The sequence below is a fragment of the Lacinutrix mariniflava genome (assembly GCF_001418015.1).
Classification (GTDB): Bacteria; Bacteroidota; Bacteroidia; order Flavobacteriales; family Flavobacteriaceae; genus Lacinutrix; species Lacinutrix mariniflava.
The window spans coordinates 183541-207396 of the sequence record NZ_LIQG01000032.1; the positions used below are offsets into that span (position 1 = coordinate 183541).

Genomic DNA, 23856 nt, shown 5'->3' on the forward strand with positions numbered 1-23856 from the left:
ATTAAGCGTAAGTAGAAAAGCGACTGAATTTACACACGTGCTTTTACCAAAGATGACACTACTCTATAGCGATAAAAATATACTTGCTTTTAGATTAATTTAAGGCTTGTGTTTAATGACTTAGGGATTTTAGACACTTGACTTTGTCGTTTTTTTAGGCTAACTTCGTTTAACGTATGATATAAAACATTGAAACGATTTTATATCAATGAGACATTGGCAACAAGCTGAAGAAACAGAATGAATAAACTAAAAACAGGAGAGTTTTACGGAACACATTTCCAAAAATCAGCTTTTGAAAATCTAATAATTACAGATACAGAATATACACATAGTAAAGTTGATTGGCATTATCACGAAAATCCATATTTCACTTATCTACTTCAAGGAAAACTATTTGAATCTAACAAAAATGAATCTTACTATTTAGAACCTGGAAATCTATTATTTCATAATTGGCAAGATGCACATTACAATATCAAACCACCTGAATTTACAAGAGGTTTTCACATTGAATTAAATGATAAATGGTTTTCAACTTTTGATATTCAAATAACAGATTTTGAAGGAAGTATCAATTTAAAGAATCCAATAATAAAAAACTTGATGAACCATATATTTGTCGAAACTAAAATTAACGACCAATATTCAAATTTAAGCATTGAGAGCAACTTGATTGATATATTTAACACGATAAACGAATCAAAAAGAGAAAATTCAAAAAAACCAATTTGGGTAAAGCACTTAAAAGAGTTATTGTTTGAGGAAAAAACAGACTATTCTTTAAAAAGCTTGAGTTCAAAATTAGAAATCCATCCCATTCATTTATCTAGAGAGTTTAACCGGTATTTTGGAACAAGCCTTGGCAACTATATTCGATTGATGAAACTGAATAAAGCGTTTTACTTACTTACATCAAACAAATTTTCAATGACGGAAATTTGTTATCAGTGTGGCTTCTACGACCAAAGTCATTTCATTTCAAACTTCAAACGAATATATCACACAACACCAACTAAATTATTGAGAAAAATTGTCTAATGTTAATATAATACAATTTCAAAATGGTTAGAGATCTTATTTTTACAGCTTATTTAAAATCAATCAAAAAATGAGAATTAAAAACCTGTTGATGTTACTTATTGTTCTTTTGTCATTTTCGACCTATGCCCAAGATATGAAAGATTACACAAGCAATTGGGAAGGCAAAATTGAAAGTTCAAGAACATTCAATATAAAAGTTGAAATAGAAAATCTAGGACTTGAAAAAGCTAGATTCAAAATTTCGAATAATAAAAGTATTATTGACTATCCATTTGATTCAAAAAGCACTTCAATATTAAAAATACCATTTGCAGAAAATCATTCTTTTGAAGGTGTACTTTCTGAAAATGAAAAAGAGATTAACGGCTTTATTAAATCGGGTTTATTACTCTATCATTTGAAATTGACACTATCAAACCGCAATTCGTTTGTAGGTGTTTGGAATATATTAATGGTAGATAAATTAAAGTCTGAAAAATTCTACTTAAGTCTAGAAAATGGATCAGGAAACAACTATGAGGCTTATCCTTTTTTTGGCGATAATACATTTACAGGAACTTGGTGTACTAATTTTCAAAAAGAAAATGATAGTTTATTTTTTGAAGATTTTAAAACAGGATTAAAGTTTAAAGGAAAATTACTTCCTCAAAAAATTAATTTAGGAATTTATATAGGCGATGGTTTAGTTTCTCAAATTGATTTAAAAAAATCTAACACAGATTGGGAGATAGGCTTATTTGATACCATTAAAATTGATAAAATTACTGGTAACCTTCAATTTGAAGAAATGGAAAAGCTTATCGCAAAAGACAGCTTTCCAAATACACATTCAGTTTTAATTTCAAGAAAAGGCGAACTTATATACGAAAACTATTTTGATGGTTATAACTCAAATATTCCTCATCAGATGAAATCTGCTTCAAAAAGCATATCATCTGCAATTGTGGGAATTGCAAAAGATAAGTCATTATTTATAAATGTTGAGCAATCAATTTTTGATTTTTTACCTAAAAAATATCAAACTTATAAAGACAGTTTAAAGTCGAAAATAAATCTAGAAAGCCTTTTAACAATGAGTTCTGGAATAGATGCTGTTGACTATGGTATTAACGCAAATGCAGAATCACCTGCTGTAGAAGATAATTTTCAAATGACAAAAGACTGGACAGAAACAATATTAAATTCTAAAATGATTAATCGTCCAAACACGAAAGCCAATTATGGTTCTGCAAATCCTTATCTTCTTGGTGTGGCTATTGACTCAATAGTTTCAGAATCTTTAGCATTATTTATTGACAAAAATTTATTTCAACCACTTAAAATTTCAAATTATGTAATTCAATCAGATTTAAAAGGAAAGCCATACTTTGGCGGTGGAATGTATCTAACGCCAAAAGATATGCTGAAATTTGGGGAATTATATCTTGGAAAAGGGAAATGGGAATCAAAACGAATTCTATCAAAAAAATGGATTAAAAATTCATTTAAAAATTATAGAAATTTAGAAAACGTGCAAGAAAAAAATGGCTATGGTTATTTATGGTGGCACAACACATACGAAACTAAAAGAAAACGCATAAAATCTATTGAAGCTAGAGGTAATGGAGGTCAGTATATTTTTGTTCTTCCTTCTTTAAAAACGGTTGTTGTTATAACTGCTGGAAATTACAGAAATGGAAAAACACAACAACCTGAAATGGTTTTTGAAAAATATATTTTACCTTACCTTGAAAATTAAATATAGCTAGTAAGCTCCTTATCAAAGATTTGTGTTTATTTATGAAGTCCGCCAAATCGCAGATTTGACTAAGTTATAATCCGAAACTTCGTGCATATTTATACGTTACATATACTAGCAAACATTAAACGAACCTCATAAAAAAGCTAAATCTTATCGAAGTTCTTCTGTATATTCTTTATTAGTCCTTCTAGACCATTTAATTTTAGCATATACACAGTTTCTAGCATTTCGCCTAGTTTTCCTTTTGGAAAACCTTTGTTATGATACCAAACCACATAGTATTCTGGCAAGTCTATTAAAAACCTACCTTCGTATTTACCAAAAGGCATTTTAGTATGTGCTAATTTAATTAGAAAGGTTTTATCTGGTTGCAATTCCATTATTTAGATTTATATTCTTCTAATTGTTTTAATTCTTTATTTACAAAAGCAATCCATCTTGCCTGTTCTTCTTTATTAATAGAATAATTACTTTCGGCATCGTAAAGCTTTTGCATTTTTTGCAAATCTGTATTCGCTCGATCCTTTAATGCGTTAAGTTGCATCCCTATTTTAGAAGACGGTTTTAATTTAGAAATGTTTTGTCGTAAATACCTAACATGTAATTCTGTTATATTAAAATGAAACTGCTCGTGCTTGAGAATGTGATTATTAACGACTTCTTTTTTATGCCAAGAATGCTCTGGATAAAAATGAGCAAATACTTTGGCATTAAAACCTGTAACGCCATGAACACTGCTTTTCTCTATAGAATAACTAAAAGTAATCCCAGACGCCGTAACTGCAGCCGCACTAGAATCCATGTCTGGTTTACCCTTAAAATCTAACCACTCCAACTGATCGTTTTCATGCCATGGAAATTCTTTAGTATCACCTTGAAAAACCAACAAGAAGCTAACAATTACCAAAAACTTATTCATAGTATACCATTAATTCTTATTGAAAACGAACCAGCTGCCTTCCTTATTGCTTTACTTCTTCAATAGTTAAGTCGTTATACTGCACCAAGTAAACACTTTCGTTATAATAACCACCAAACAATTTCTTTTTATAAGCAAACTTATTCTCTATGTAAGACGTCATTGGACTATCGCTAGTAGACTGATATAAGTCTGGAGAGGTTGCTAAACGTAACACCACATCCATTGTTAAATCGAAACCACGAATAGCATATTCATTTGGTGAAATATTGTATTGTTGCTTGTATTGTTTTACAAATGAATTACTCGTTTCCGAATTCAACATTTTAGAAATTGAAGGATAAGTAAAATGAAGATTAGATAAATGGTAATTATCTACTTCCTCATTTTCAAATGCTTTATTTTGGTTTGTTGTTGTTAACGTAATTTTAGTTCCTTCTTTCTGTAAACCGTTAAGAAGACTTGACACATTAGACACAAATCCTGCATTATTGGTTTCTAAAAACACAACATTATTTCCAGGCTTGAGCGCATTAATTAAATCACTATCTAAAACATAATAGGCATCTTTTTTAGTTTTCTTATCTAAACGAGAACTAACTAATTTTGCATTAGCAAATTTATTCTTAAGCATTGTACTTGTCGCTTTTCGCTTAACATCTGAAATTATGATAATTTGCGCTGTAGAATCTGCTTTAAAATAGTTTATAATTTTATTCTTTAAATTACCATCATTTGGCCTAGATTGAAATACGTTACGACCTACTTTTACCGTCTTTTGTAATGGCGAAACTACAGGTACGTTATCACGTTCTAAAGCACTTGCCGCAGCATTAAAATTACTGGTAAGTAATGGCCCAATAACCGCTTGAGTATTCGAAAAGCTATTACTGCTTAAAATAGAATTTACTTGACTTAATCTATTTTGTGTATCGTAAACATCTACTTTAAGGTTGATGCCTAATTTTTTAAGCGAATCGAATGCTACTAAAACACCAGAGTAAAAATCTAAAGTAATATTTAGGGTTCTATCATTTTTAATTTTCGATTTAGCATCAAAAACAGAATCTGTATTAATTTTATTAAGCGTAAAAGGTAACATTACAGCTATATTTTTAACACTAGTATCTGTTACGTTATCAGATAATTTAACAATTTCTGAAACGTTATCAATAACACCATTTAAAGCACTTATACTTTCGGTATCATCTACAGACGTATCGAAAGGTACTTTTAAAATCATACCTTCTTTTAAACCCGTAACTACTAAATCTGGATTTAAGCTCTCTAGTACTTTTTGCTCTACACCTAATTTTGTTTTTAGCCTATAAAAACCTTCTTTAGGTAGTACTTTATAATAACTATATTTTGTATCAATTGTCTTAACTTTATCTTTTTCTAAATTAGGAACATTAATAGTTTGCCCTGTTTGTAACATGCTAGCCATGTTTGGGTTTAACGCTTCTAATTCTTGAACAGTAATACCAAACTTGTATGCAATACGCCACTTCCCTTCTTTTGGCTGTACAACATAGCTTGTACCTTCCGATGTTGCTTGTGCATCTTCGTATGTAATCACTTTGTTGTATACTGGAATTTGTAGTCTATCTCCTTTTCTAAGATTATTAGCATATAAAAATTTGTTATGTCTTTTAATCTCTTCTATTTCTACATCATACTTTTTAGAGATACTAAATAATGTTTCTTTTCTTCTTGTTTTATGCTTGATGTAGCGATCGAAAGTTTTATCCACAACTTTTACCTTTTCTGGCTCTGTTGTAGTTGTTGTAGTTACACTTCCTGCTTTTGGAATTATTAAAATTGAATTTGGACTTAATTTTTCTCTTGCATCTGGATTCAGTTTAAAAATATCTGAAGTAGAAACTTTATATTTCTTAGCAATGGCTTCTACTGTCTCTCCTGATTTAACTCTATGTGTATTATATTTCTGTGCATTTGCAGAGGCACAGCTTAATATTACGAATAGGCTAAGGATGTAAATTATTTTCTTCATATGTTTATTATACGTTCAAAGTTGCGTTAGCGGTTGTAGTGGCATCCTTTTTTAGCGAATTATTTAAATATCCCTTACTCTTAAATGAAAGAGAACGTTTAAAAAAGATCCCAAATCTAGTTTAGGACTACTTCGCAAAAAAGATATAACGGAAGACGCGACCCTTGTGGTAACGCCCAAGTTATCATTACTATTTGTTCTCTCGATAACTATCGGGATCGAAAATTACTCGCAGTGACCTTTTTTATTCCCACTCTATTGTTGCTGGTGGCTTACTACTAATGTCGTAAACTACTCTATTAACGCCTTTTACTTTGTTTATTATATCGTTACTGGTTTTTTGCAGAAATTCGTAAGGTAAATTTACCCAATCTGCAGTCATACCATCTGTACTTTCTACTGCTCTAAGTGCTACACATTTTTCGTATGTACGCTCGTCTCCCATAACTCCAACACTGTTTACAGGTAACAAAATTGCACCTGCTTGCCATACTTTATCATATAAACCAGCGTCTCTTAATCCGTTAATAAAAACAGCATCTACTTCTTGTAATATACGCACTTTTTCTGCTGTAATATCTCCAAGAATTCTAATGGCTAAACCAGGTCCAGGAAATGGATGACGCCCTAATAAGGTTGGATCCATATCCATTGATGCACCTACTCTTCTTACCTCATCTTTAAATAAGGCTTTAAGTGGCTCTACAATTTTAAGCTTCATAAAGTCTGGCAATCCACCAACATTATGATGGCTTTTTATGGTTGCACTTGGTCCTCCTGTTGCACTTACACTTTCTATAATATCTGGATATATTGTGCCTTGTGCAAGGTATGTTACATCTTCTATTAAATTTGCTTCTTGATCGAAAACCTCAATAAAAGCATTCCCTATGGCTTTACGTTTAATTTCTGGATCGCTCAGTCCTGCTAATGCATCCAAAAAGCGTGCCGAAGCATCTACTCCTTTCACATTTAAGCCCATACCTTTGTACTGCTCTAAGACTTCGGTAAACTCATTTTTACGTAACAAACCGTTATTTACGAAGATGCAATATAAGTTATCGCCAATGGCTTTATGCAATAGCATTGCTGCTACTGAAGAATCTACACCTCCTGATAAACCTAAAACGACTTTATCGTCTCCAATTTTTGCTTGTAATGCTTCTACTGTTTCACCTACAAATGCGTTTGGTGTCCAATCCGGATTTACATTTGCAATGTTTACTAAGAAATTTTCTAGTAATTGTTTTCCGTCTGTAGAATGGTAAACTTCTGGATGAAATTGTATAGCGTATGTTGTTTCGCCTTCTATTTTATAGGCTGCATTTTTTACATCGTGTGTACTTGCTAGCAGTTTTCCGTTTGTTGGTAAGCTTTTAATGGTATCACTATGGCTCATCCATACTTGACTTCCTGCAGAAATACCTTTAAAAAAGGCATCGTCTTCTACAAAACTTAAGTTTGCTCTACCGTACTCGCGTGTGTTAGATTCTGCTACTTCTCCACCAGAAAAATGTGCCAAATATTGTGCACCATAACAAACCGAAAGCATTGGCTTTACTCCTCTAATACCTTTTAAATCTGGATGAAAAGCATCTTCTGAACGCACAGACATTGGACTTCCCGAAAGAACCACTGCCTTGTATTCGTCTAAGTTTTTTGGTATTTTATTGAATGGAAATATCTCTGAATAGATATTTAATTCTCTAACTCTACGCGCAATAAGTTGTGTGTATTGCGATCCGAAATCTAAAATAAGTACTTTGTCGTGTTGCATACGCAAAAATAGTAATTGCTTTTTAAATTACGAACGCAGAATTGCCTATTTTTTTCTTAAAATGTTAACACTGTAAACTCGCCTTTTAATGGCTCTAAATTTTCGATTAAATTTGGTACTAATTGATTGCCAAACTCGAGATAAAGCTCACTAAAATTGGTGTTTCTTTCTTGTAAACTGTTATTAGGAAATAGTTGATTTTGAAGATCGGTCATGCGCTCGACCTGATCTTTTAACTTTCTTTTTTGTGCTGTTAACAAACGTTTTTCAAGATTCTGCAAGCCATTAACTTGCTTTTTCTCTTGGGCTGACACGGCTCCAACAAAAGACTCGTCGGTTTGTTCGGCTAATGTGTACAACTCCTTAAACTGATTTTTTAAATGCTTTATTTGCTCTGAAAAATCAATATCGATATTAGAAATGGCTCTCACTTTTTTATTTATGAAAGACTCTCTTTTTAAGAAAATATCTTTATTCGAAATATTTAGATTCACTAATTTATCGGCTTGTTGCTTTGTTTTTATTAACACTGAGTTTCGTAATAACAACATAGGAAACACCACGTTATGAACCTTAAAATTAGATTTTAATTGAAACCAGTATGCTAATTCTCCGCCGCCGCCAATATAACATAGGTTAGGCAAAATGACTTCTTGATATAATGGTCTTAAAATAACATTAGGGCTAAAACGCTCTGGGAAGTCATAGACTTCTTTTAGTATTTCACTCTTACTCCAGCTTATGTTTGTGTTTAGTACTTTATAAACATCATTTTCTAAAACAATGCGTTCTCTTATATCTTTAGTGATATAAAAAAGGTTTATGGCTCTTGGATTTACTTGTAATCCAAAATCTAAAGCTTCAATTTCAGCATTTGTTTCTAGAACTTTTTGTTCTGAAATTTGTTCTAACAATTCTCTCTCTATATGAGGAACAAACAAGCGTTTTAACTCTGTATTATTTGCTTCTACTATTACCAGTCCATATTCTCCAAAGAGTGCGTTGGCAATATATTTTGTAGCGTCTGCAAGGTTATCGTGTTTTAAATATCCGTTTGTAAACAGTTCACGAAGTGCCTCTGCATTTTTACCAAGACCTAATTCTTGTGAAAAAATATTAAATACATCCTGTAAGCCTTCGGTGTTAAGCTCGCCTACTGCTCCTGAAGATTCTCTATTCCATTGAATCTTTTTTCCTTTAAAATTGAAATAATTAATTTCATCGAAATCATGATCTTCGGAAGCCATCCAATAGATTGGTACAATGTTATTATCTGGGTATTCGTCTTTTAATTGTTTCGCTAAATTTATAGTCGATACAATTTTATGTAAAAAGTATAATGGACCCGTAAATAAATTTAACTGGTGACCGGTAGTTACTGTAAATGTTTTGCTGTCTTTAAGCGCTTCAATATTACTTAAAGTCGCTGAAGACGTTTCGTTTTTTTGATATTGTTTTTTTAAAACCTCAACCAAAGTGTTTCTCGTTTCTTGTTTAAAAGAAGCGCTTTTTTCTTCAATTTGAGCTTTAAAATTTTCTAATTTAGGAAAACGATTATAGAATGGCTTTAGCGTTTCAGCTTCAGCTAAATAATCACAAATAAGTTTAGAAAAATATCCAGTGTCTTTAAACGAAATACAGTCTGATGGCATATATAATTTATAATGAAGTGTAAATATAAGATTCTTTATACTAACTATAGTCTTAAAAAAAACATAAAAAATGATCTTAAATCGGTTAGAATTAATCAATTTTAAATGAATTTATTACCGATTACAAACTACTAAAGACCTAGTTATTAGTCCGTAAAAATCTAAATTCCTTACCGTTATTCTGTTACTTAAAACTTGTGTTTTTTTCAAGAAAGCACACTAAACCAAAGCGTTGTTAACTCAGTATTTAAATGCTAAAGATACTCTCTGTACTGAAGCACTCTAAAATCGAAAGTATTAAACTTAGGATCACTAGCTTTTAGTTGTTTGTATAATGAATTACTGCCTATTGAGATATTTGCAGCTCCAGAGGAAGAGGTTAATGATACTGTTTTTATTACACGTTCCAGTGAAAGAGATTCCCGCGCTTCGCTCGGAATGACGAATTGATGAACTCTTGGTGTCGCCTTAGAAACTAATTCTAGCTTTATATTGTAGTCTTTTATATGTTTCCTGAAGAAGTACTCAGGACCATTTTTAGAGTTTCCGCCTGTAAAAAGAATAGTATCTATACTTGGATAATGTTTTAAATAACCAATAACATCGCGAAGTTGTATGTTTTGCATACCAATATCTGAGGCATCTATTTTCTCGCGTTCGCAGCTGTCTACAATATCGCAAACGCCAATTTTGTGTTTAATTAAAAAGTCTTGTCTTTCTTTTATAGCTTGTGTGGAATGATCGTAACGTAAATTAAGATTGTGTATTTTATCTATAAACAACCACAAACTATTGTAATAACTACCATAACAGAAATCGACATCTTTTTCTAAAAGATTTCCCGTGCTAAATCTTGGTGGTGGCAATGTGCCAACAATTAGTTTTTTAGTGTCGTTTTTTATGAATGGCTGGTATGGATGTTTGTGTTTGAACATATATTTCCTGCGCAGGAAGGAATCTTTTAACTGTTATGTTTTCTTGTAAAGTTCCAAAGCTTACTAGTTCTGGTTTTTTAACACGAATTTCACTAATTTTCACTACTCTTACTTAATTCTGAAACTACTAACCGATACAGAGATCTTGAATTAAATACTCTTCAATAACTTCTCAACCTCGTTAATTGTTTTACTATACTTGCGTTTGTTTGGCTTTGTCATGTGTTGAGATTCTATTGTTATCTCGTTTAGAATTTCTTTTGCAGCTTCTATGTTATCTCTTTCAATATAAAATTTAGCTAATATTAATCGTTCGCTATAATTAGAATAGCGTTGATCTATTGCTTTTAAATGTTTTTCGGCAGCTGCGGACTGTTCTGTTTTGTCTAGTGCTAATCCGTAAATAAATTCTGATTTCGATTTATTAAATTCAGGATACTTTTTTAGTGCTTCTGCGTAAGTGATGGTTTTATTATAATCCTCTAAACCATAATAAGAGGCTATTAAGTTTTCTAAAATGAAATACTTATTCTGAGTTTCATCTTTTAAAGCGACTTCATAATGTGTGATTGCATTTTTATAGTCCTTCATTTCAAAAAAAGCATCTGCTAAATCTAATCTGTTTTGAAACGTTTCGGCAAACTGAAGCTTTTTCTCTAAGTCTTTTACCTTTTTAGTTGGTATTAAAACTGAGGTTAGATTTTCTTTTATAATACTCGCATCTCGTTTATTATAAACCTGCGTGACTAAATATATAATAGAGCCAATTACAGGAATGAATATGATTATAAAAATCCAATAATATTGGCTTCTATTCTTTATTAAATGGTAAATACAAAAACCTTGTAAAGCGATTGTTAGGTAATAAAACATGTGTTAAAATTAGTTTAAAGTGTTAAATATAGTAAAGAATGCCTCAAAATATCCTTACCTTAAAGGAAATTGATAATAGAATTTAAATGGGAAGAGGAGATAAAAAGACAAAACGCGGAAAAATTAATAGAGGCACTAACGGTGCTAGAAGACCTAAAATTAAAAAACGTGTGAGACCTGAAACTAAAATTGAAATTACTAAGAAGGTTAAGCCTTAATTAAGTGGTTTTGCTTTAGTATTATATTTAAAAAGCGCTTCGCTCTTTTTCTTCAAACCATCCGAGTTTTACTGATATAAAACACACCTTCCTTTAACTAAAGGAAGGAGCTGCTAAACACTATAATTCTATCTTGTAAAGACTAAATGGTTTTCGGTAGATAGTTCGTCGCTTAAACCGTAACCTTCTAATGTAAATCCTTTTAAGTCGTTTATTGTTTTAGCATCTGTATCTACAATATATCTTGCCATTAAACCTCTCGCTAATTTAGCATAAAAGGCAACAATTTTATATTTACCGTCTTTAAATTCTTTAAAATCGACAGTAACAATTGGTACTTTAAGAGCTTTAATATCTACTGCTTTAAAGTATTCCTTACTTGCTAAGTTTACAAAAACCTCATCGTCTTCTAATTCTTCGTTTAAAGCTGATACGACATCTTTTTTCCAGAATTCGTAAAGGTTTTTATTGTTTCCAACTGGGAGTTTTGTTCCCATTTCTAACCTGTAGGCTTGCATTAAATCTAATGGTTTAAGCACACCGTATAAACCTGAAAGGATTCTAACTTTATCTTGTAAAACTTTTATTTTATCGCTTGATATTGTATAGGCATCTAGTCCTTTATAAACATCACCACTAAAGGCATAAACAGCTTGCCTTGCGTTTTCTTTTGTAAATGGTAATTCCCATTCTTGATTACGCTCGTAATTTAACTGCCCTAAAGCGTCGCTTACATGCATAAGCTCCGAAATTCCTTTAGCTGATTGTTTTTTAAGTACTTTATTTAAACGCTCAGATTGTTTTAAAAACTGAGCTTCTGTTGTTTGTTCTGTTGGTAATTCTGTTTTAAAATCTAACGATTTTGCTGGTGATAATACTAGTTTCATAAATTCTTTTTTCTGTTACGAATTTACAATTTACACTGTAAACAATAACCGCTATAAAAATGAATTGTTCTATACAATTATAGGTATTCATTATAGATTGTCTGCGTTAAGGATTGATGCGGCATCCTTTTTTGAGGCACGAAAAAAAAGATATAGCGGAAAGCCTGACCTTTAGGTAACGCCCAACTAAGCCTCTAAATGCGTACTATAACCTCTCCACTTCTCTATACATTCGTGCATGTCTTGAGGTATGGGAGCTTCGAAACTCATAAACTCATTTGTTTCTGGATGCACAAACCCTAAGGTTTTTGCGTGTAGTGCTTGGCGTGGTAATATTTTAAAGCAGTTGTCTACAAACTGTTTGTACTTAGTAAATGTTGTGCCTTTTAGAATACGTTCGCCTCCATAACGCTCGTCGTTAAACAACGTGTGACCAATATGTTTCATGTGTACACGAATTTGGTGTGTTCTACCAGTTTCTAGTTTACATGCTACTAAGGTAACATAGGTTAAACGCTCTAAAACTTTATAATGCGTTACTGCGTGTCTTCCTTTGTCTGCATCATCGTCGAAAAAGACAGTGTTTTGTAATCTGTTTTTAGGGTGACGACCAATGTTACCTTCTATGGTACCTTCGTCTTCTTTCATGTTTCCCCAAACAATTGCAACGTACTCGCGCTCGCTAGTTTTGTCTTTAAATTGCTTAGATAAATGTGCCATTGCCTTTTCGGTTTTAGCAACTACTAACAATCCGCTAGTGTCTTTATCTATTCTATGTACTAAACCTGGTCTATCGCTTGAATTTTTAGGAAGATTTTCGAAATGATAAATTAAACCATTTATTAATGTTCCAGAGTAGTTTCCATGTCCTGGATGTACTACAATACCTGCTGGTTTATTAACGACTAATAGTGTTTCGTCTTCGTAAACGATATCTAAAGGCATGTCTTCACCAACCAATAAATTCTCGAAAGGAGGATGCGCTAATAGTACACGAATTTTATCTTCTGGTTTAACCTTATAATTAGATTTTACAGGAACATCGTTTACATAAATATTGCCTTCTTTTGCAGACTCTTGAATTTTATTTCTAGTTGCATTTTCTACTTTATTCATTAACCATTTATCGATACGTAAAGGTGATTGCCCTTTATCTGCAATAAATGAAAAATGCTCGTAACGCGTTTCTCCAGCTTCGTTTTGCTCTGGTAATTGTGGTGTATATTTATCCATTTATAATTTAGTTAGGACGGTTACCGTTTCCTAAAACAACATCTATTTTAGAGTGTTTTGGTAGTAAAGTCCCAGGTTTTAAAACCTTGCCTTCAAATCTTAAGCTTAATACTTCGTCTTTACCAATATTATCTATGTATGTTTTCTTTCCAATTTCAAAATTCAAAGCCTCTAAAGTAGGTCTTCCTTGACGAAACGTACGGTTAATAATATTTGGTACAGGAATTTTTCTATATCCTGAAGGATTAAGTGTTAGGTATATTTTTCTATTTTCTTTTACATTCTCTCCAGCTGGAGGATCTTGCTCTATTACAGAGTATCTAGGATAGTCTGGATTAAAATTTGCCGAATCTTGAATTTCCATAACTAGGTTATTTTCGTTTAATTCAATTTTAGCAACATCAATAGACTTTCCTGTTAAATTTGGAACCGTTTCAAAGTCACCATGATTAGTAGTGATATTAAGCCATTTAAAAATAATGAAGCACAAAATTAATAATGCAACTAAAGCTAAACCTAGTTGCTTAAAAAACGTTTTACTCGTTAGAAATTTAATAATACTCATTGGTTGATTTTAATTAAAAAGAGTTTAAACCTTTATTGTTATTTTTATAACTAAAAAGGTATGCAAATATATAAAAACAAAAAGGTTTTCGTTTGCTATAAAATAAATGATATTTTAGCTAAACAAATAAATTTTGGCGTTTAATAAATTGCGTCCTATAATTTATACGAAGTTTAACGGTTTTAGGACTACCGCTGGAGTTTAAATTAAACGATAGTCGAAATACAGAAAACTAGAGATATTAAAATAAATTAATAAGATTTTCCGTCTACGCGGAAATAAAAAAAATATAACATTGAAAAAAAATATTGCCATAATAATGGGTGGTTATTCTAGCGAGTACCAAATTTCTTTAAAAAGTGGAAACGTTGTTTACAATACTTTAGACAAGGAAAAGTATAACGTGTATCGCATTCATATATTTAAAGACAAATGGGTTTTTGTTGATGCTTACGATGCTGAATTCTCTATCGATAGAAATGATTTTTCTGTTTTAGTAAATGAAACTAAAATTACATTTGATTGTGTTTTTAATGCTATTCATGGTTCGCCGGGAGAGGATGGTTTTATGCAATCTTATTTCGAGCTTATTGGTATGCCACAAACTAGCTGTAATGCTTACCAAGCCGCATTAACTTTTAATAAGCGTGATTGCTTAAGTGTACTAAAACCTTATGGCATTTTAACTGCCGAAAGTTATTACCTTAATTTAGGAGATGTTATTAACGAACAAGAAATTATTGCAAAAGTAGGTTTACCTTGTTTTGTAAAAGCCAATAAAGCTGGTAGTAGTTTTGGAATTTCTAAAGTGCATAAAAAAGAGGCATTACAAGCTGCAATAGAAAATTCTTTTAAAGAAGACGATGAGATTATTATAGAATCTTTTCTAGACGGAACAGAGGTTTCGGTTGGCGTAATTACTTTTAAAGGTGAAACTAAAGTATTACCAATTACTGAAATTGTAAGCGAAAACGACTTTTTCGATTATGAAGCGAAATACCTTGGTAAGTCTCAAGAAATTACGCCTGCAAGATTATCTAAAGCACAAGAAGACAAAGTAAATACACTTGCAAAAAAGGTTTACGAGGTTTTAAAAATGAAAGGCTTCTCTAGAAGTGAATTTATTTTTAAAGATGGAGAACCGCATTTATTAGAAGTAAATACTGTTCCTGGTTTAACCAACGAAAGTATTTTGCCACAACAAGCTGCAGAAGCTGGTATTTCTATGGCTGAATTATTTGAGAGCGCTATAGATGAAGCTTTGAAATAATCAAGATAGAGGCCTGCTCTTGGCTTGAATAACCATTTAATCCTTATTTTTGAATATGAAAAAAGCTCTATTTCCAGGATCCTTTGATCCCTTAACATTAGGTCATTATGATATTATTAAACGAGGTGTCACACTTTTTGACGAAGTAATTGTAGCTATAGGTGTTAATTCTGATAAAAAATATATGTTTTCTTTAGAGGAACGCAAGGAATTTATTGAAGATACTTTTAAAGATGAACCAAAAGTAAAAGTGGTTACTTATAAAGGATTAACTGTTCATTTTTGTCAAAAAATTGGTGTTGATTTTATATTACGTGGTTTAAGGAATCCAGCCGATTTCGAGTTTGAAAAAGCAATTGCGCACACTAATAGAGATTTATCTACTATAGAAACTGTGTTTCTTTTAACAGCAGCACGTACAAGTTATATTTCATCTTCTATAGTTCGTGATGTTATTCGAAATGATGGAGATTATACTAAGCTGGTGCCAAGCAGCGTAAGGGTTAAATAATTATTTAATTAATTTACTAATAGTTATAATTAAATCTTTATTAAAGAAAGGTTTTAAGACATAGTCATCTATTTCAGAATCCTTAATTTTAACCTCTACCTCTTCTAATGACGCAGCAGTAAGAGCTACAATGACAATGTTTTTATTAAATTCTCTTATTAATTTAGAGGTTTCATAACCATCTAATTGCGGCATATGTAAATCCATTAAAACGCAATCAAAACCTCCATTTCTAATAAGTTCAATTGCCTTTCTACCACTATCAACAACTTCAGACTTTAAATTAAAGTTTTCTAGAACTTTTCTGGTAACTAGTTGATTGATTTTATTATCGTCTACAATTAAGAACTTACAGTCTTTAATTTTCTCTAACCCTCTTTCGACATCTAATTCTACACCATTTGAAGTTGCAATTTTATCAAAACTCAAATCAAAAGAGAAAGAGGAACCCACGCCTAATTCACTTTTTAATAATACATTACCTCCCATTACAGAGACTAGCCTTTTAACAATTGACAAACCTAATCCTGTACCTTTGTGTGTTTGATCTTTACTCGCGTGTTCTTGATAAAAATCTTCAAATACCTGAGACTGTTTTTCTATAGGAATACCTTGACCATCATCTGTAACATTAAAATGGAGTTTAACTATACCCTTGTCATTTTTAAGCAAGAATATCTCAACAGTTATATTTCCATTATTAGTAAATTTTATTCCATTAGATATTAAGTTTATTAAAACCTGTGAAAGCTTGAACGAATCACCTCCTACTGTTTTAGGAATATTATCATCATATTTTAAATGAATTTTATTATTACTAGACCTAAGCGCATATTCTAAGCTTTCAATAACATTTGTAATTAAAAGTTTTAATTCAAAATTTAGAGACTCTGCTCTCATCTTTCCAGATTCTACTTTATTTAATTGAAGCACATTATTAATTAATGCTAATAAATGATTTCCTGAAAACTTTAATGACTCTAAATACTCTTCATGCTTTGCATTCGTATTTTCCCTTAACAAAATGTTAGACAACTCAACAACAGCATATAAAGGCGTTCTTAACTCATGGCTAATTTCTGAATAAAAATCGCTTTTAACACTCGACAAATGCTCTGCAATGTCTTTAGCTTGCTTTAACTGTGTATTTCTCTTTATTATTAAATAAGTAGTGAGCAATAATAAGCAAGTTAACAATATTAAAAGCAGATTATAATTATAAAATTTAGATAATTGGGCTTCTCTAATGTTTTTCTCTTTTGTTAAATAACTAAGCTCTTCTTCACTCTCCTTCACCTTATATCTTGCCTCTATATTTTTAGCAAGCGCCATATTATCTAACTTATTAATAGAATCCTTAATCTCAAGGTATTTATCCATCATAAAAAGAGCGTGTCTATAGCTTTTGTCCTCTTTATACAATTTTGTTCTTTTACTATAGATTTCTTCTTTTGAATGCAAATACTTTTCATTATTTGCTAAATCTATTGCTTTTTGAAAATACAATTCAGACTCCGTAAATCGTTTTAATTTATGAAATGCATAGCCAAAACTTAAATAAATCTCTCCATAAATATGATCACTTTTTGGATCTAAACCTAAAATTATAGCAGAGTCCAAAGCGTCGTACAAATACTCTAATCCTTCTTTATAATTATTGGAATGCTCTATTAAGTTTTTACCAATGTTAACTTTTGCGTAGATTACATACTTATGCGGTTTATCTAACTCTAGCACATCAATTGCCTTTTTGTATGCTTTGTTGGCTTCGTCAATCATGCCAAAGTCTTCATAAGTCACTCCAATATCATTATATATCAAAACAATATTTAATGTATCTTTTGCTTTTATAAAATAATCACGTGCTTTAAAAGAGTATTCGAAAGCCTTATCTTTATCCTTTAATTCTGCATAAGAAAATGCTAAGCCATTAAAAGATTTACCTATTAGCTCATACCTTTCCGAACCTTCAATATATTCTAAAGTTTGTGTTGCTATCTCTATAGCCTTACCATATTCTCCCTTATTATTTAATTCGTTTACGTATTTGAGAACCGTATTGATTGAATCATTTTCTCTTTCTGTAATCTCTTGTGCTTGAAGAAATAAAGACGTATTTAAAAGGAGTATTATAATGTATAATACATATTTCATAAGTTAAATTTAGGGGCTAACAATATAGTAAACCTAAATCAAAAAAACAACTTAACTTCCAAAAACGACACTTAAGCGATATGTTAAAAAAATGTTCAGTTATTAGAATTTATATTCAGAAAGTGGTTTTGGAAACTCTTCCGGATTTGCAGCTAGATGATATCTTGGATCTTCGATATCTTCTATCACTACCTCTCTAAACTTAGGATTTGCCTTATACATAAGGATCTTACAATCTTCGCTTAAATGTTTAAGTTTTATTGTTTTGCCTTCAGCTTCATATTTTTCGACTAAATTAAAAATAGCTTCTAAAGCAGAATGATCACTAATACGAGATTCTACAAAATCAATCTCTACATTTTCAGGATCGGTTTTAATATCAAACTTATCGTTAAAGGCTTGAATACTTCCAAAGAATAATGGACCCCAAATTTCGTAAACCTTAGTTCCATCTTCTTTAACACGTTTTCTTGCTCTAATTTTCTTAGCACTTTCCCAAGCAAATACTAAAGCCGAAATTATTACACCTACAAATACTGCAACTGCTAAATCTACAAACACTGTTACTAAAGATACTGTAACAAGCACAATAGCATCAGACATTGGTATTTTTTTAAATATTCTAAAACTCGACCAAGCAAAAGTTTCTATAACCATCATAAACATGACACCCACTAAAGCCGCAATTGGTACCATTTCTATTAATTTATCTGCAAATAGAATGAACGACAGCAAAGTAACTGCCATCATTATTCCAGATAAACGTCCACGTCCACCAGCATTTACATTAATTACGGTTTGACCAATCATACCACAACCACCTGTTCCACCAAATAAACCAGAAACAATATTACCGGCTCCTTGCGCAACGCATTCTCTATTCCCGTTTCCTCTTGTTTCGGTTAACTCATCGACTAAATTCATAGTCATTAAGGACTCTATTAATCCAACAGAAGCGGCTAAAAACGCTGGTAAAGCGATAAATTTAAGTGTATCTAAGTTGAATGGTAACTTCTCCCAAAGCTCCATATTTGGTGTTGGAAATTCACCTTTTAAACCTGTTCCTCCGCCTTCAACAATATAAGATCCAACTGTAGAAACGTCCATATTAAAACCAATCACTATAAGACTGGTAACTAATATAGCTGTTAATGCAGCAGGTATTTTTTTAGTGATTTTTGGTAAACCCCAAATTATTGCCATGGTTAATAAAACAAGACCAATCATGATATATAATTCTGATCCTTGCATATAAGTACTTACATACTCTTTAACTCCTGCCGATGAAACTTGTAAAGATTTATGCGAAAACATTTTTACTTGCGCCATAAATATAACGATAGATAAACCGTTAACAAAGCCCATCATTACTGGATGCGGAATTAAACGCACAAAACGGCCTAGCTTAAATACACCTGCGAAAATTTGAATGATTCCCATTAGCACCACACAGGCCATTAAATAGAAGAAACCCATATTTTCTATAGGTATATCCATTAACATTCCCTTAGTGTGACCATCTGCAATCATAGTCACAAAAATCACCGCAACTGCACCAGCTGCTCCAGAAATTAAACCTGGTCTACCTCCAAAAATAGCAGTAATTAATCCTATAATAAATGCTCCAGACAAGGCCATTAATGGATCTATTTGTGCAACAAAAGCAAAAGCTACAACCTCAGGAATCATTGCTAAAGACACCGTTATTCCGGCTAAAACATCATCTTTTGCATTTGGTACTATTTTTCTAATAAACTCTGTCATTATCTAATTTTTGAAGCTGCAAAAGTACGTTTAATTAATAGATACACAAAGTTGCAATTCCTATATTTGTTACATAATCTACTATTAAACCGTTCAAAATGAATAAAACATTTATACTCCTACTAGTCCTTTTTGCTTTTAACTGTAAGCCTAAATCCAATTATAATTTTACTACCGTGTTTGAAAAAACTAATGGTTTAGAAACTGCTACTTACAAAGAAACTATTACCTATTACAAAAACTTATCTCAAGAATATGCAGCTATAGCAATAGACTCAATAGGTGAAACCGATTCTGGGAAACCGCTACATATTATCACACTCAATAAAGATAAGAACTTTAATTTTTCTGAAATTAGAAAGAACAAAAGCATTCTTTTAATAAACAACGGTATTCATCCCGGAGAAAGCGATGGTATCGATGCCACTATGATGCTCTATCGAGACATCGCTCAAGGCAAAATAAAAATACCTGATAGCACTGTAATTGTTACTATACCTATTTATAATATAGGAGGAAGTTTAAATAGAAACTCTACCACACGAACCAACCAAAATGGCCCGAAAGAATATGGGTTTAGAGGAAATGCTAGAAATTACGATTTGAATAGAGATTTTATTAAATGTGACACAAAAAATGCTAAAACCTTTGCCGAAATATTTCATTTAGTCCAACCAGATGTTTTTATAGATAACCATGTTAGTAATGGTGCAGATTACCAATATACGTTAACTCATTTATTCACCCAACACAATAAACTTGGTGGAAACTTAGGAAACTATTTACATACTGAAATGATGCCTAATCTTGAGAAAAAGTTAGCAGACAAAAAATGGGACATAACACCTTATGTAAATGTTTATAATAAAACTCCTAATAACGGATTCTCACAATTTAAAGACTCTCCACGCTACTCTACAGGCTATACAACACTTTTTAACACCCTAGGAATGATGGTGGAAACGCACATGCTTAAACCCTATAAACAAAGAGTTGAAAGCACTTATGAGCTAATGAAAAGCATGATTGAAATAACAGAAAGCGATGGAAATAAAATTAAGCAACTGCGTAAAGAAGCTAATACTAATTTAATGACTAAAAAAACTTATACTTTAAATTGGACAGTAGATACTTTAAAACAATCTATTCTAAACTTTAAAGGATATGAAGGTGAAATGATAACCAGTGAAATTACAGGTGAAAAACGCTTAAAATACAACCAACAAAAGCCTTTTGAGAAAGCTGTGAATTATCAAAATTATTACAAACCAGAAGTTGAAGTTGTAATTCCAAAGGCATATGTTATTCCGCAAGGCTGGTACAATGTTATTGAGTTATTGAAGTTGAATACTACTGAAATGTTTCAGCTGAAAAAAGACTCGGTAATTACAGTAGAAAGTTATAAAATTGAAGACTATAAAAGCAAGCGAACTCCTTATGAAGGACACTACCTTCATTCCAATACGATTGTTTCTTCAAAAGAAAAAATAATAACATTTAAAAAAGGAGATTACATCATTAAAACCAACCAACCAAGTTTTAGATACATTATAGAAACTTTAGAACCGCAAGCATCAGATTCATTTTTTAATTGGAATTTTTTCGATACTATACTACAGCAAAAAGAAGGTTTTTCGGCTTACGTCTGGGAAGACATAGCATTAGAGTTACTAAACAATAACCCAGATATTAAAAAAAGTTTTGAAGCTAAAAAAAACAAAGAAGAAGCCTTCTCTAATAATTGGTATCTACAACTAGACTGGATCCATAAGCACAGTGAAAACTATGAAAAGGCACATCTACAATACCCCATATATAGAGTACTCTATTAATTGCTAAATTTAATAAGCTATAAACAAAAAAGGCCACTACAATTGTAGTGGCCTTTTAAAATATAACTAATTAGTTCTAATTAGTGATTAACTTGAATCTTCTTACTAAAAGTTCTAAAGTTAGATCTAAATGTAATTATGTATAATCCATTAGCTAGATCATTAACATTAACACTTGTTTTTCCAAAAGTAGAATTATCGAAAGCTCCTTTAAGCACTTGTCTTCCGTTTAAATCTACCATGTTATAATTCATAACCTCAGCGTCTAATAATAATAACTCAACGTTTAAATTATCTGACACAGGATTTGGATACAATTTAATATCAATACTATTCTTAGTACTTGGTAACTCTGTCGTTTCAACAACCGCTATCTCTAACACATCACCTTCTATAATAGGTGTAGTTGTATTATTACTTTCACCAGCAGCAGCCTTAGGTAACAATAAAGTAATAGAAAATGGCACACCATTCTGCTCTAACGAAGCACATAGACCATTTGATACTATTGTGTTTTGAACATCTAAAGCTGTAGTTGCACCCAATTGAATAGAACTTAAATCTAAAGTTGTAGCATTAAACACTAATACGTGAACTCTGTAAGATCCTACTGTACTTACGCCATTAAACTCGAAAGAACTATCTGATGTTGTATAATTTTGAATTACCAAATTATTATTTACATCTGGTTTAGATAATACAAAAGCAGTTTCAAATCCTGCTGGTACAACTGCATCACCATTTAAAGCAACATTTACATTTACTATAGAATTTAAGTTAACAACAGGCAATATACTATTATCTAATGTTATTGATCCAGAAGCAGCAGTACATAAAGTGGTAGCTTCGGTTAGTGTAAACGTAATCGTTTCTTCATCACAAAGCGTACTACTACAATAATTACCACTAAACATAGATGCTTTAACTTCAAAAGTACCTAACCCTAAATCCCAAGCTCCATTTCCTGCTGGAAAAGTATAAGGAATATGGTTTTCTATAATAGAATACTCTTCATTTGTATCTAAGTTTTCAACCTCAAGTCTTACGCTTTCAGATTCACCATTAATGATTGCATCTATGTAAAAATTAGATGGTAAACTACTAAGCACATAGGAACCTCCATCTTCAATGGTAAGATTTTCTGTTCCATTTGAGAATTGAAGTTCTGCTATATCTCCACAATTTTGCTCGTAAATAGTAAATGTATAACAAATATGATCACATCTTGTTCCTGTACAGTTGTCGTACTTAAATATTTCAGAAAAAAATTGAAAAGTTCCAGTGCCTAAACTCCAAGCTTGATTTCCACTTGGATATGTATAAGGAAGAGCATTAGCCCCATTATTATAGACTTCTCCAGTATCTAAGTTTGTTATTTTATGAGAAGCGCTTTCGGTCATTCCAGACACTACAACATCCACATAAAAATTATATGGTAATGAGGCAACATCGTAACTTCCTCCATTTGCAATAGCTACGGTATTAGTACCATTAGAGAATGTTAAACCATCAATTTCACCACAAGAAGGCGTATTTGTTATTGTGAATTTAATTCTTTCCTTATCGCAATACGATCCTGCACAATTACTGTATTTAAATATCTTAGCTTCAATTTCATACTCAGCTGCAGGTAGATTCCAAGCACCATTTCCTCCTGGAAAAGTATAAGGTAAATAATTTTCGCCAATTGTATATTGCTGACCTGTATTTTTGTTTTTAACTTTAATGCTGGCACTTTCAGAAAAACCATTTACAACAACATCTACGTAAAAATTGTTTGGTAGTTGATCTAAAGAATATTCTCCACCTTCAACTATTGCTACAGAAGAATTTCCGTTTGAGAATTCGAATCCAGAAATAGTACCACATTGGGGATTCTTAGTAATAGTAAACTTAGTCACTTCTTTATCACAATACCAGCCATAACAATTATTATATTTAAAGATTTTAGCTATAACTTTAAAATTGCCAGTTCCATAACTCCATGCTCCATTTCCACCAGGAAATGTGTAAGGCAACGAGTTCTCCCCAATATTATATTGCTGACCACTATCTAAGTTAATTAGTTTAAAACTTGCACTTTGAGTGTAACCAGATACTATAAGATTTACATAAAAATTATTTGGTAAATCTGACACAAGATACTCAGCTCCATATTGGATTGCTGTGGATGAACTTCCGTTAGTAAATTCAAAACCAGAAATACGACCACAATAAGTGTCTTCTCTAGATTCTAATGTGTCAGAAATTGTCGCATAAGATTGCATTGAAAAACACAATACAAATAACAATAAAAGATCTTGTAACCTTTTAATTCGAGGGAGTTGAATAGGTAATTTTTTTTTCATGATTAATTAATTTTTTTAGTTAGAAATAACCTTCAAAAATAATTAATCAATTTGGTATCGTAAAATAATTTAGTCATAATACAATAATCGCCTACAAAAGGTTAATAAGTTGTTAATTT

The 23856-nt window shown here is 31.5% G+C and carries 19 protein-coding genes; 6 read left to right on the plus strand and 13 right to left on the minus strand.

Annotation, left to right across the window (positions count from 1 at the left end):
• The first annotated feature begins 240 nt into the window (after nucleotides 1-240).
• Nucleotides 241-1041, plus strand: a complete 801-nt coding sequence (locus ASC44_RS16845; protein ID WP_055448782.1) for a helix-turn-helix domain-containing protein — start codon at nucleotides 241-243, stop codon at nucleotides 1039-1041.
• 136 nt (nucleotides 1042-1177) lie between these two features.
• Nucleotides 1178-2782, plus strand: coding sequence for a serine hydrolase domain-containing protein (locus tag ASC44_RS16850; protein ID WP_055448783.1), 1605 nt, complete (start codon nucleotides 1178-1180; stop codon nucleotides 2780-2782).
• Nucleotides 2783-2928: 146 nt separating this feature from the next.
• On the opposite strand, the gene ASC44_RS16855 is transcribed toward ASC44_RS16850, so the two are convergent.
• The 7 genes from ASC44_RS16855 to ASC44_RS16885 form a co-directional block, all read right to left on the minus strand.
• The gene (locus ASC44_RS16855) at nucleotides 2929-3165 is read right to left on the minus strand and encodes a DUF3820 family protein (RefSeq protein ID WP_055448784.1); all 237 of its coding nucleotides are present in this window, start codon (nucleotides 3163-3165) and stop codon (nucleotides 2929-2931) included.
• Entirely contained in the window at nucleotides 3165-3704 is a 540-nt protein-coding gene (locus ASC44_RS16860; RefSeq protein ID WP_055448785.1) for a DUF922 domain-containing protein, read from the minus strand. Before ASC44_RS16860 ends, ASC44_RS16855 begins: the two co-directional genes overlap by 1 nt.
• Before the next feature lie 43 nt (nucleotides 3705-3747).
• The gene (locus ASC44_RS16865; protein WP_055448786.1) at nucleotides 3748-5718 is read right to left on the minus strand and encodes a LysM peptidoglycan-binding domain-containing protein; all 1971 of its coding nucleotides are present in this window, start codon (nucleotides 5716-5718) and stop codon (nucleotides 3748-3750) included.
• A 244-nt stretch (nucleotides 5719-5962) separates the two neighbouring features.
• Nucleotides 5963-7495 carry a glutamine-hydrolyzing GMP synthase gene (gene guaA / locus ASC44_RS16870; RefSeq protein ID WP_055448787.1) on the minus strand — a complete coding sequence of 511 codons (1533 nt, stop codon included), beginning with the start codon at nucleotides 7493-7495 and terminating at the stop codon, nucleotides 5963-5965.
• A 56-nt stretch (nucleotides 7496-7551) separates the two neighbouring features.
• Complete coding sequence (bshC, locus tag ASC44_RS16875) at nucleotides 7552-9147, minus strand: bacillithiol biosynthesis cysteine-adding enzyme BshC (RefSeq protein ID WP_055448788.1); 1596 nt, start codon at nucleotides 9145-9147, stop codon at nucleotides 7552-7554.
• 254 nt (nucleotides 9148-9401) lie between these two features.
• Nucleotides 9402-10082, minus strand: coding sequence for a uracil-DNA glycosylase family protein (locus tag ASC44_RS16880; RefSeq protein WP_055448789.1), 681 nt, complete (start codon nucleotides 10080-10082; stop codon nucleotides 9402-9404).
• A gap of 150 nt (nucleotides 10083-10232) precedes the next feature.
• Complete coding sequence (locus tag ASC44_RS16885) at nucleotides 10233-10955, minus strand: TRAFs-binding domain-containing protein (RefSeq protein WP_055448790.1); 723 nt, start codon at nucleotides 10953-10955, stop codon at nucleotides 10233-10235.
• Nucleotides 10956-11041: 86 nt separating this feature from the next.
• On the opposite strand from ASC44_RS16885, the gene ASC44_RS17805 reads away from it, so the two are divergent.
• Entirely contained in the window at nucleotides 11042-11173 is a 132-nt protein-coding gene (locus ASC44_RS17805; RefSeq protein ID WP_083476341.1) for a 30S ribosomal protein THX, read from the plus strand.
• Between the two features lie 128 nt (nucleotides 11174-11301).
• Here ASC44_RS17805 and yaaA read toward each other — a convergent pair whose 3' ends face one another.
• The 3 genes from yaaA to ASC44_RS16900 all read right to left on the minus strand — a co-directional run bounded on the left by yaaA (nucleotide 11302) and on the right by ASC44_RS16900 (nucleotide 13858).
• Nucleotides 11302-12060, minus strand: a complete 759-nt coding sequence (gene yaaA / locus ASC44_RS16890) for a peroxide stress protein YaaA (protein WP_055448791.1) — start codon at nucleotides 12058-12060, stop codon at nucleotides 11302-11304.
• A 186-nt stretch (nucleotides 12061-12246) separates the two neighbouring features.
• Nucleotides 12247-13293 carry an RluA family pseudouridine synthase gene (locus tag ASC44_RS16895; protein WP_055448792.1) on the minus strand — a complete coding sequence of 349 codons (1047 nt, stop codon included), beginning with the start codon at nucleotides 13291-13293 and terminating at the stop codon, nucleotides 12247-12249.
• A gap of 7 nt (nucleotides 13294-13300) precedes the next feature.
• Complete coding sequence (locus ASC44_RS16900; RefSeq protein ID WP_055448793.1) at nucleotides 13301-13858, minus strand: PASTA domain-containing protein; 558 nt, start codon at nucleotides 13856-13858, stop codon at nucleotides 13301-13303.
• Between the two features lie 295 nt (nucleotides 13859-14153).
• Here ASC44_RS16900 and ASC44_RS16905 point away from each other — a divergent pair, with 295 nt between their 5' ends.
• On the plus strand, nucleotides 14154-15128 hold the full coding sequence (locus ASC44_RS16905; RefSeq protein WP_083476342.1) for a D-alanine--D-alanine ligase: 975 nt from the start codon (nucleotides 14154-14156) through the stop codon (nucleotides 15126-15128).
• A 55-nt stretch (nucleotides 15129-15183) separates the two neighbouring features.
• Nucleotides 15184-15639, plus strand: a complete 456-nt coding sequence (gene coaD, locus ASC44_RS16910; protein ID WP_055448795.1) for a pantetheine-phosphate adenylyltransferase — start codon at nucleotides 15184-15186, stop codon at nucleotides 15637-15639.
• Here coaD and ASC44_RS16915 read toward each other — a convergent pair whose 3' ends face one another.
• Nucleotides 15640-17793, minus strand: a complete 2154-nt coding sequence (locus ASC44_RS16915; protein WP_055448796.1) for a tetratricopeptide repeat-containing hybrid sensor histidine kinase/response regulator — start codon at nucleotides 17791-17793, stop codon at nucleotides 15640-15642.
• Nucleotides 17794-17895: 102 nt separating this feature from the next.
• Nucleotides 17896-19557: a SulP family inorganic anion transporter gene (locus ASC44_RS16920; RefSeq protein WP_055448797.1), complete on the minus strand. Its 1662-nt coding sequence runs from the start codon at nucleotides 19555-19557 to the stop codon at nucleotides 17896-17898.
• 98 nt (nucleotides 19558-19655) lie between these two features.
• Between ASC44_RS16920 and ASC44_RS16925 the strand changes: the two genes are divergently transcribed.
• A complete protein-coding gene (locus ASC44_RS16925; protein WP_055448798.1) occupies nucleotides 19656-21389 on the plus strand; it encodes a M14 family metallopeptidase in 1734 nt (577 codons plus the stop codon).
• Nucleotides 21390-21469: 80 nt separating this feature from the next.
• Here ASC44_RS16925 and ASC44_RS16930 read toward each other — a convergent pair whose 3' ends face one another.
• Complete coding sequence (locus tag ASC44_RS16930; RefSeq protein ID WP_083476343.1) at nucleotides 21470-23737, minus strand: T9SS type A sorting domain-containing protein; 2268 nt, start codon at nucleotides 23735-23737, stop codon at nucleotides 21470-21472.
• Nucleotides 23738-23856: the final 119 nt, after the last annotated feature.

Excerpts from the sequence above, each read along its gene's own strand:
- coaD (WP_055448795.1), top strand. The coding sequence starts at position 15,184 with ATGAAAAAAGCTCTATTTCCAGGATCCTTTGATCCCTTAACATTAGGT.
- ASC44_RS16845 (WP_055448782.1), top strand. The coding sequence starts at position 241 with ATGAATAAACTAAAAACAGGAGAGTTTTACGGAACACATTTCCAAAAA.
- ASC44_RS16895 (WP_055448792.1), bottom strand. The coding sequence starts at position 13,293 with ATGGATAAATATACACCACAATTACCAGAGCAAAACGAAGCTGGAGAA.
- ASC44_RS16930 (WP_083476343.1), bottom strand. The coding sequence starts at position 23,737 with ATGAAAAAAAAATTACCTATTCAACTCCCTCGAATTAAAAGGTTACAA.
- ASC44_RS16865 (WP_055448786.1), bottom strand. The coding sequence starts at position 5,718 with ATGAAGAAAATAATTTACATCCTTAGCCTATTCGTAATATTAAGCTGT.
- ASC44_RS16860 (WP_055448785.1), bottom strand. The coding sequence starts at position 3,704 with ATGAATAAGTTTTTGGTAATTGTTAGCTTCTTGTTGGTTTTTCAAGGT.
- ASC44_RS16850 (WP_055448783.1), top strand. The coding sequence starts at position 1,178 with ATGAAAGATTACACAAGCAATTGGGAAGGCAAAATTGAAAGTTCAAGA.
- ASC44_RS16900 (WP_055448793.1), bottom strand. The coding sequence starts at position 13,858 with ATGAGTATTATTAAATTTCTAACGAGTAAAACGTTTTTTAAGCAACTA.
- yaaA (WP_055448791.1), bottom strand. The coding sequence starts at position 12,060 with ATGAAACTAGTATTATCACCAGCAAAATCGTTAGATTTTAAAACAGAA.
- ASC44_RS16885 (WP_055448790.1), bottom strand. The coding sequence starts at position 10,955 with ATGTTTTATTACCTAACAATCGCTTTACAAGGTTTTTGTATTTACCAT.
- ASC44_RS16920 (WP_055448797.1), bottom strand. The coding sequence starts at position 19,557 with ATGACAGAGTTTATTAGAAAAATAGTACCAAATGCAAAAGATGATGTT.
- ASC44_RS16925 (WP_055448798.1), top strand. The coding sequence starts at position 19,656 with ATGAATAAAACATTTATACTCCTACTAGTCCTTTTTGCTTTTAACTGT.
- guaA (WP_055448787.1), bottom strand. The coding sequence starts at position 7,495 with ATGCAACACGACAAAGTACTTATTTTAGATTTCGGATCGCAATACACA.
- ASC44_RS16915 (WP_055448796.1), bottom strand. The coding sequence starts at position 17,793 with ATGAAATATGTATTATACATTATAATACTCCTTTTAAATACGTCTTTA.
- ASC44_RS16855 (WP_055448784.1), bottom strand. The coding sequence starts at position 3,165 with ATGGAATTGCAACCAGATAAAACCTTTCTAATTAAATTAGCACATACT.
- bshC (WP_055448788.1), bottom strand. The coding sequence starts at position 9,147 with ATGCCATCAGACTGTATTTCGTTTAAAGACACTGGATATTTTTCTAAA.
- ASC44_RS16880 (WP_055448789.1), bottom strand. The coding sequence starts at position 10,082 with ATGTTCAAACACAAACATCCATACCAGCCATTCATAAAAAACGACACT.
- ASC44_RS17805 (WP_083476341.1), top strand. The coding sequence starts at position 11,042 with ATGGGAAGAGGAGATAAAAAGACAAAACGCGGAAAAATTAATAGAGGC.